5 protein-coding genes are annotated in these 6,083 nt (G+C 46.5%); all 5 read left to right on the top strand.

Translation table 11 applies throughout. The features are described 5' to 3' along the window. On the top strand, nucleotides 1-428 hold a 428-nt coding region (locus KDK17_RS15980; RefSeq protein ID WP_257288505.1), incomplete at its 5' end, for a hypothetical protein. A 367-nt stretch (nucleotides 429-795) separates the two neighbouring features. Then, entirely contained in the window at nucleotides 796-1,533 is a 738-nt protein-coding gene (locus tag KDK17_RS15975; protein ID WP_257280623.1) for a C39 family peptidase, read from the top strand. Between the two features lie 616 nt (nucleotides 1,534-2,149). Further along, nucleotides 2,150-3,376 carry a maltose/maltodextrin ABC transporter substrate-binding protein MalE gene (malE, locus tag KDK17_RS15970; protein ID WP_257288504.1) on the top strand — a complete coding sequence of 409 codons (1,227 nt, stop codon included), beginning with the start codon at nucleotides 2,150-2,152 and terminating at the stop codon, nucleotides 3,374-3,376. Nucleotides 3,377-3,590: 214 nt separating this feature from the next. After that, the gene (gene malF / locus KDK17_RS15965) at nucleotides 3,591-5,141 is read left to right on the top strand and encodes a maltose ABC transporter permease MalF (RefSeq protein ID WP_257275911.1); all 1,551 of its coding nucleotides are present in this window, start codon (nucleotides 3,591-3,593) and stop codon (nucleotides 5,139-5,141) included. Nucleotides 5,142-5,150: 9 nt separating this feature from the next. Further along, nucleotides 5,151-6,035 carry a maltose ABC transporter permease MalG gene (gene malG, locus KDK17_RS15960; RefSeq protein WP_257275909.1) on the top strand — a complete coding sequence of 295 codons (885 nt, stop codon included), beginning with the start codon at nucleotides 5,151-5,153 and terminating at the stop codon, nucleotides 6,033-6,035. Nucleotides 6,036-6,083: the final 48 nt, after the last annotated feature.

Genomic DNA, 6,083 nt, shown 5'->3' with positions numbered 1-6,083 from the left:
TCTGTTCAGACCCCAGCCACAAAGCCTGCAAAGCTGATCAGAAAAAAGGGATCACTCGTGGTATTCATAACAGCTGGTATGATCTTCAGCAGGTGGCCATTCCAGCCAAAATGACGCTGCTGGAAAAGATGCAATACAGACATGACCCGTCGCTGCTGAACCCGGCAACACAACAGTCATTGGAGAAAGAGGTGCAACGGCTGAAAAGCGAAGGTATTCGGATGAATCCGGGCACCCTTACGCAAACCACGCTGGCTTCGGAGGCAGCCCAAAAAGTCCTGAAACAGCGGGGGATTGCCGTGGTCAGCGAGATGCGACACCACTTTTTTTTCAGCGACAATGACCTCCTGGTAGAGAGGGAAATGCTGGTACCGAAGAAGATAGTGAAGCCTGATGCTCAGGAGGATGCTCCAGCGGGGTGGGCATGAACAATCCTTTGATCTCGCTATGAAAATAAAGTTAGAGAGAGTGGTACCCTAATGGAATTTTGTACAGACAGTGACTCCAAATACAGCGAGATTCAATCATACGGAAGCCTGTAAATAATAAGTTTTCAGTATTCCCTAAACTGCCTCACATCATTGTCCCGTAATAAGGTTTTTGCTATACAACTATTAATAGAGAGAACCTGTGAATAGGAATTCGCCATGCCAAGGATTGGAAGCAAAAGAGATATACCTCCCTCATTCCTGTCAACGGATGATAAAACTGAAAAGAAGAAGCCAGAAAAAGAAATGCCAAAATAGTGGGTCAGCATCTGAGTCTGATAATTGATAAATAAAAAATGGATAAAATATGAAACTAAGAGGCCCATTCAGAGCAATTTGGCATTTTAATGCTACCAATGACACAAAAAAGTTAGAAGCTGAACAGAAAAAATTTAAAGGTAGGACTGTAGAAGCCGCAAGCCATATTCATGCTGTTAACTACATTCATCAAGGGCATTTTAACCTCTGTGGTGATGCCTGTGTAGAAATGCTCAGAAGATTTTATGGCGATAACCCATTACGTGCTACCACGACAAACTCAAAAAAAGTTGAATCACTTTCTACCAACCCAAGAGGAATATTTAAAGGATTGTCATTAAAAAAAGTATACGAAGAGGCTGATCATTCAAGTTTCAAATTATCTGAATTGCAATTCCCTGATTCATCTGTACCGAAAGAAGAATTAGTTAAATCTTTAACTGAACTGATTTCTGAGGCACCTATTCTTCTTTCATATAGAGAAAATAACTTCTATGGTCATTATGCCCTGTTAATAGGCATTATTGGGGATAAATTAGTCGTTCACGATCCGTGGTCCGGAGGTAGTGAAATAGAATCTGTAGAATGGTTACTGTCACTGCTTTCAGAACATGAATTAGAAGGATTTCTTGCACAAGACAAGGCTGCTGATGACATATTTCCAACAGGCATCATTACAATAAAAGTTGATTCAGAAGATCCTGAATCTTCTGAACCTCCTGAATCTACAGAAGATCTGGATAGTTTACTTGCTAGAGTAAAAGAGCGCCTTAAACGTCAAGCATGATTTGTCTCCTTCCCGTGCACCTGAGACTGTCGCGAAGCCCGAAAGCAAGTTGATGAGGTTTTGCGACAGCCCCCGGAGCAAGAAGCAGTCTAAAAAAGTGATCACCCCACATTCGCTGCTGTAAAACCTTTTCAGAATTAAGGTTGGCGCTGCCACCATGAAGTGCTCAAGTAAAACATTGAGCAGCAGGATAGAACGCACCGGGAGTCCTGTCGGACTCCGGGCTGTCCCTCTCTGCGCTAAAAAGACTATGCTCCTCACTCCTTCCGGTGATTAAAAAAAATAATATGAACTTGCTTTTTTAGAAAATTATGTAAAAAACAATGCCTTGAAAAAAATTATTCTCTACATCATCACTGCCCTTCAATTCTGCCGCTATTATTGAATAAGTTTTCTTTCATCTCGGACAGCAATCCTCTGATTCTGTCTGAAAAAACGAACCTTCATTCTCAACCGATCATTCAAGTCATGTAATGGAACTATCAGGAGGCTGACCGGAGAGGGTCACTTCCGGTTGCGTGTGAAGCTTGTCTTACAGAAGGCGCTTGTGGTTTATCACTGCGAAGGCCCCTGCGCTTTTTTCTGAACAGCGAAATTGATCGGGAGCCGTTGACTGATGATCAAATTACTGAGAACTCCGCTTTGCAAAACCGTAGCTGCAGCTGCTATCACTCTGGGGGCAGTCCTCGGCCCGTTTCAGGCCTATTCCTTTCAGGATGATGAATTGGTGATCTGGGTAGGCGGTGACAAGGCCTACAACGGTATCCGGGAAGTAGGCAAAGGGTTTGAGAAAGACACTGGAATCAAAGTAAAGGTTGAGATTCCGGAAAATATTACCGATCGTTTTCAACAGGCGGCAGCGTCAGGTGGTGGACCGGACATTCTGTTCTGGGCCCATGACCGATACGGTGAATGGGCCCAGAGTGGCCTCCTGTCTTCTGTAAACCCGGCCCCGGATTTCAAAAGCAAAATTGACGATCTGGGCTGGGAAGCCATGACAGTCAACGGCAAAATCTATGGTTATCCTGTCTCTATGGAAGCCATCAGCCTGATCTACAACAAAGATCTGTTACCAGACCCTCCCAGCTCATTTGAAGAAATGTTTCCCCTCAAGGACAAGTTGGCTAAAAGCAAAGAAGGTAAAGTCACCACCATTATGTGGGATCAGATCCAGCCTTACTTCACTATGCCCATGCTCGCTGCAGATGGCGGTTATGTCTTCAAGAAAACACCAACAGGTTATGATGTCAAAGACACCGGAGTCAATAATGCCGGCGCCATGGCCGGTGCAAAAATGCTGACCGAGCTGATTGATAAAGGCGTTATGCCCAGAGGTGTTGATTATGGAGTCATGGAATCCAGCTTCAACAAGGGTCAGGCAGCCATGATGATTACGGGCCCCTGGGCCTGGTCAAACCTCGACAAGACCAAAATCGACGGCAAAAATCTGAATTATGGTGTGGCAGCTTTGCCTGGCATCAATGGCCAGCGTTCAAAGGCATTTGTTGGCGTCTGGGGGGCCACTCTGAACAGTGCCAGTCCCAACAAAGCCCTGTCCAAAGAGTTTCTTGAAAATTACCTGCTAACAGACGACGGTCTTCGTACTATGAACAGTGATGTTCCGCTAGGTGCTGTGGTCAACAAAAGCTACATGAAAGAATTGGAAAAAGATCCTCGCATCAAGGTTACTTACGATAATGCCATCAATGGTTTGCTCATGCCCAATGTACCGGAAATGGGAAAATTCTGGTCGGCTATGGAGTCTGCACTGATGAACATCACCTCCGGCAGACAGGATTACAAGAGCGCGCTTAATGAAGCAGCCAAGCAGATTGTCGACTAGGCTGTCAGTCTAGGAGACTGACTCTGACAGGTTCCCGACAGGCTGACTCTGACAGGCCGGTGTACCATATTTTCGTTAGCCCGTTTAGCAGTCAGCCGCCTTCCAGTTACATCAATGCTATGAAATACGACGTGTAATTTCTTGAGTGATTCCTACAGTGTCACGCTCTCGACATCAGAATATGTGAGTTAAATCTGCCCCGGGAGGCAACTTTATGGAGGCTGATCAGAAAGCACAGAGCCCAATGATCTGGTTGGTGTGGGGAGTAGTTGCCCTGATTGACCTGATACTGCTCTATGGCGTGACCTTAATGTACGCCCGGGGAGAAATTGCCTTTGCTCTGATTATTCTTTTAATTGCCTGTGTCGGTACCTGGGTATTCATCAGCCATAAGGGCTACAACTACCGGTATGTTTTCCCTGCTCTTCTGGGGGTATCGGTATTTATAGTTTTCCCCCTTATTTATACGGTATATGTCGCATTCACAAATTACAGCTCCAGCCATCTCTTATCTTTGGAGCGCGTCAAAACCCAACATCTGGGCAAAACCTACAGAGCAGAAGGTGAGTCCTATCATTTCAAGATCTATCAGCAAGGAGCCAATTATCGAATTCTTTTCATCAGCAACAAGGAGACAGACAAGCACCTCGTAAGCCAGCCGTTCAACGAAACGGTCATTCCAACGCCACTGAAAGCTGACTTTTCACCGGACCTTCCTGAAGGTAATAAATTACCACTCAGGGATACTATCAGGCTTCGGAATATTCTCAAAAAACTAGCCGTAGAACTGCCTGACAACACCGAGCTGACAATGACCAGCCTGAGAAAGTTTGGTCCCATGTCAAAAATCTACCGGGACATGGGTAATGATATTCTGCAAGATACCCGCAATGGCAACCTGCTAAAGCCTGATCATACAACGGGCTACTATATCGAAGTGCCTGAAGGACAGCCTGATTCCGCAGGTGAGCAAGTAGGACCAGGCTTTGTCGTCTATAACGGCTGGGATAATTTCGTTCGGGTTCTCAAAGATCCTGGTATCCAGGGCCCTTTTTTACAAATTTTCATCTGGACTCTGGTATTTGCTGCTCTCTCGGTACTCTTTACCATGACTGTAGGTTTGCTCATGGCCTGTCTGGTGCAATGGGAACCCCTCAAGGGCAATGGCGTTTACCGATTGCTGTTAATACTCCCTTATGCCGTCCCGGCCTTTATTTCTATTTTAATTTTCAGAGGCCTGTTTAATCAGAATTTTGGTGAAATTAATATGTTGCTGAACCTGCTATTGGGTATCCAACCGGAATGGTTCAGCAATGAGTATCTGGCTAAAACCATGGTCCTGATCGTTAATACCTGGCTGGGTTATCCCTACATGATGATTCTCGCCATTGGCCTGTTAAAGTCTATTCCGGATACTCTTTACGAAGCTTCAGCCATAGACGGCGCCTCCCCAATACAGAACTTCTTCAGCATCACTTTCCCGATGATCATAAAGCCACTAACGCCGATGTTGATCGCCAGCTTTGCATTCAACTTCAACAATCTGGTTCTGATTGCACTGCTGACTGATGGTGCTCCCAATATCATTGGTGCCAGCACACCAGCCGGTGCCACCGACATTCTGGTGAGCTATACCTTCCGCATTGCATTTGGTCAGTACGGTCAGGATTACGGCCTGGCCTCCGCTATAGCCACCTTCATCTTCATCATGGTGGGTGTCATAGCCTGGGTGAACCTGAAAGCGACCAAACGGGTAATGGAGTGAACGACTATTATGGTACAGCCTAGAAACCTGAAATACCGGGTGTGGTTCGCAAGAATTTTTATGATTCTGTTTCTCTGTCTGATCATGTTTCCCTTCCTGATGATCATTTCGGTGTCTTTCCGTTCCGGTAATTTCGCCACCGGAGACCTGATACCCCGCAACCCCAGTCTGGAGCACTGGTATCTGGCTTTTGGTATTCCCTGGGAGAATGCCGATGGCTCCATCACCCAGCCTCCCTTTCCGGTCCTTCTCTGGTTATGGAATTCTGTCAAAGTGGCGTTTATTTCCACCGTGTTGATTCTGCTGCTCTCAACCACGGGAGCCTACGCATTCGCCAGACTGAGATTCCGGTTCAAGGAGTCCATGCTGACCGCCATGATGATTTTGCAGATGTTTCCAGCCGTACTGGCACTGGTCGCCATATACTCACTGTTTGAACAGATAGGCAACTATGTTCCCTGGTTAGGACTGGACACTCTGGGTTCGGTAACTGTCGCTTATCTGGGTGGACTGGCCCTGCACATCTGGTTGATCAAGGGCTACTTCGAAACGATAGATTCATCCCTTGAAGAGGCAGCAGCGATCGACGGAGCAACGCCCTGGCAGGCGTTTCGTTTTGTGTTACTGCCACTTTCAACGCCCATTCTGGCGGTGGTATTCATCCTGGCCTTTATTACCAGTATTGCTGAATACCCGGTAGCTTCAGTGCTTTTGCAGAGTATGGATAACCTGACGCTGGCGGTTGGCTCCAGACAATACCTGAATCCACAAAATTATCTCTGGGGTGATTTTGCTGCGGCAGCCGTTCTGTCGGGTCTGCCCATCTCTATTATTTTCCTGTTGTGCCAGCGCTGGATTGTCGGTGGTCTGACTTCAGGTGGCGTGAAAGGCTAGCAGCCTGTCGGACTTAAGCGTCCGTAGCGAGGATTGCAAGAAATTGAG

Source organism: Endozoicomonas sp. SESOKO2 (assembly GCF_024606245.1).
Classification (GTDB): domain Bacteria; phylum Pseudomonadota; class Gammaproteobacteria; order Pseudomonadales; family Endozoicomonadaceae; genus Endozoicomonas_A.
Note: the sequence above shows the minus strand (reverse complement) of the source record. Positions and strands in the feature narration are given on the sequence as shown.

What these genes read in the sequence shown, in the direction of transcription:
- malE (WP_257288504.1), top strand. Translation starts at nt 2,150, where the DNA reads ATGATCAAATTACTGAGAACTCCGCTTTGCAAAACCGTAGCTGCAGCT.
- KDK17_RS15975 (WP_257280623.1), top strand. Translation starts at nt 796, where the DNA reads ATGAAACTAAGAGGCCCATTCAGAGCAATTTGGCATTTTAATGCTACC.
- malF (WP_257275911.1), top strand. Translation starts at nt 3,591, where the DNA reads ATGGAGGCTGATCAGAAAGCACAGAGCCCAATGATCTGGTTGGTGTGG.
- malG (WP_257275909.1), top strand. Translation starts at nt 5,151, where the DNA reads ATGGTACAGCCTAGAAACCTGAAATACCGGGTGTGGTTCGCAAGAATT.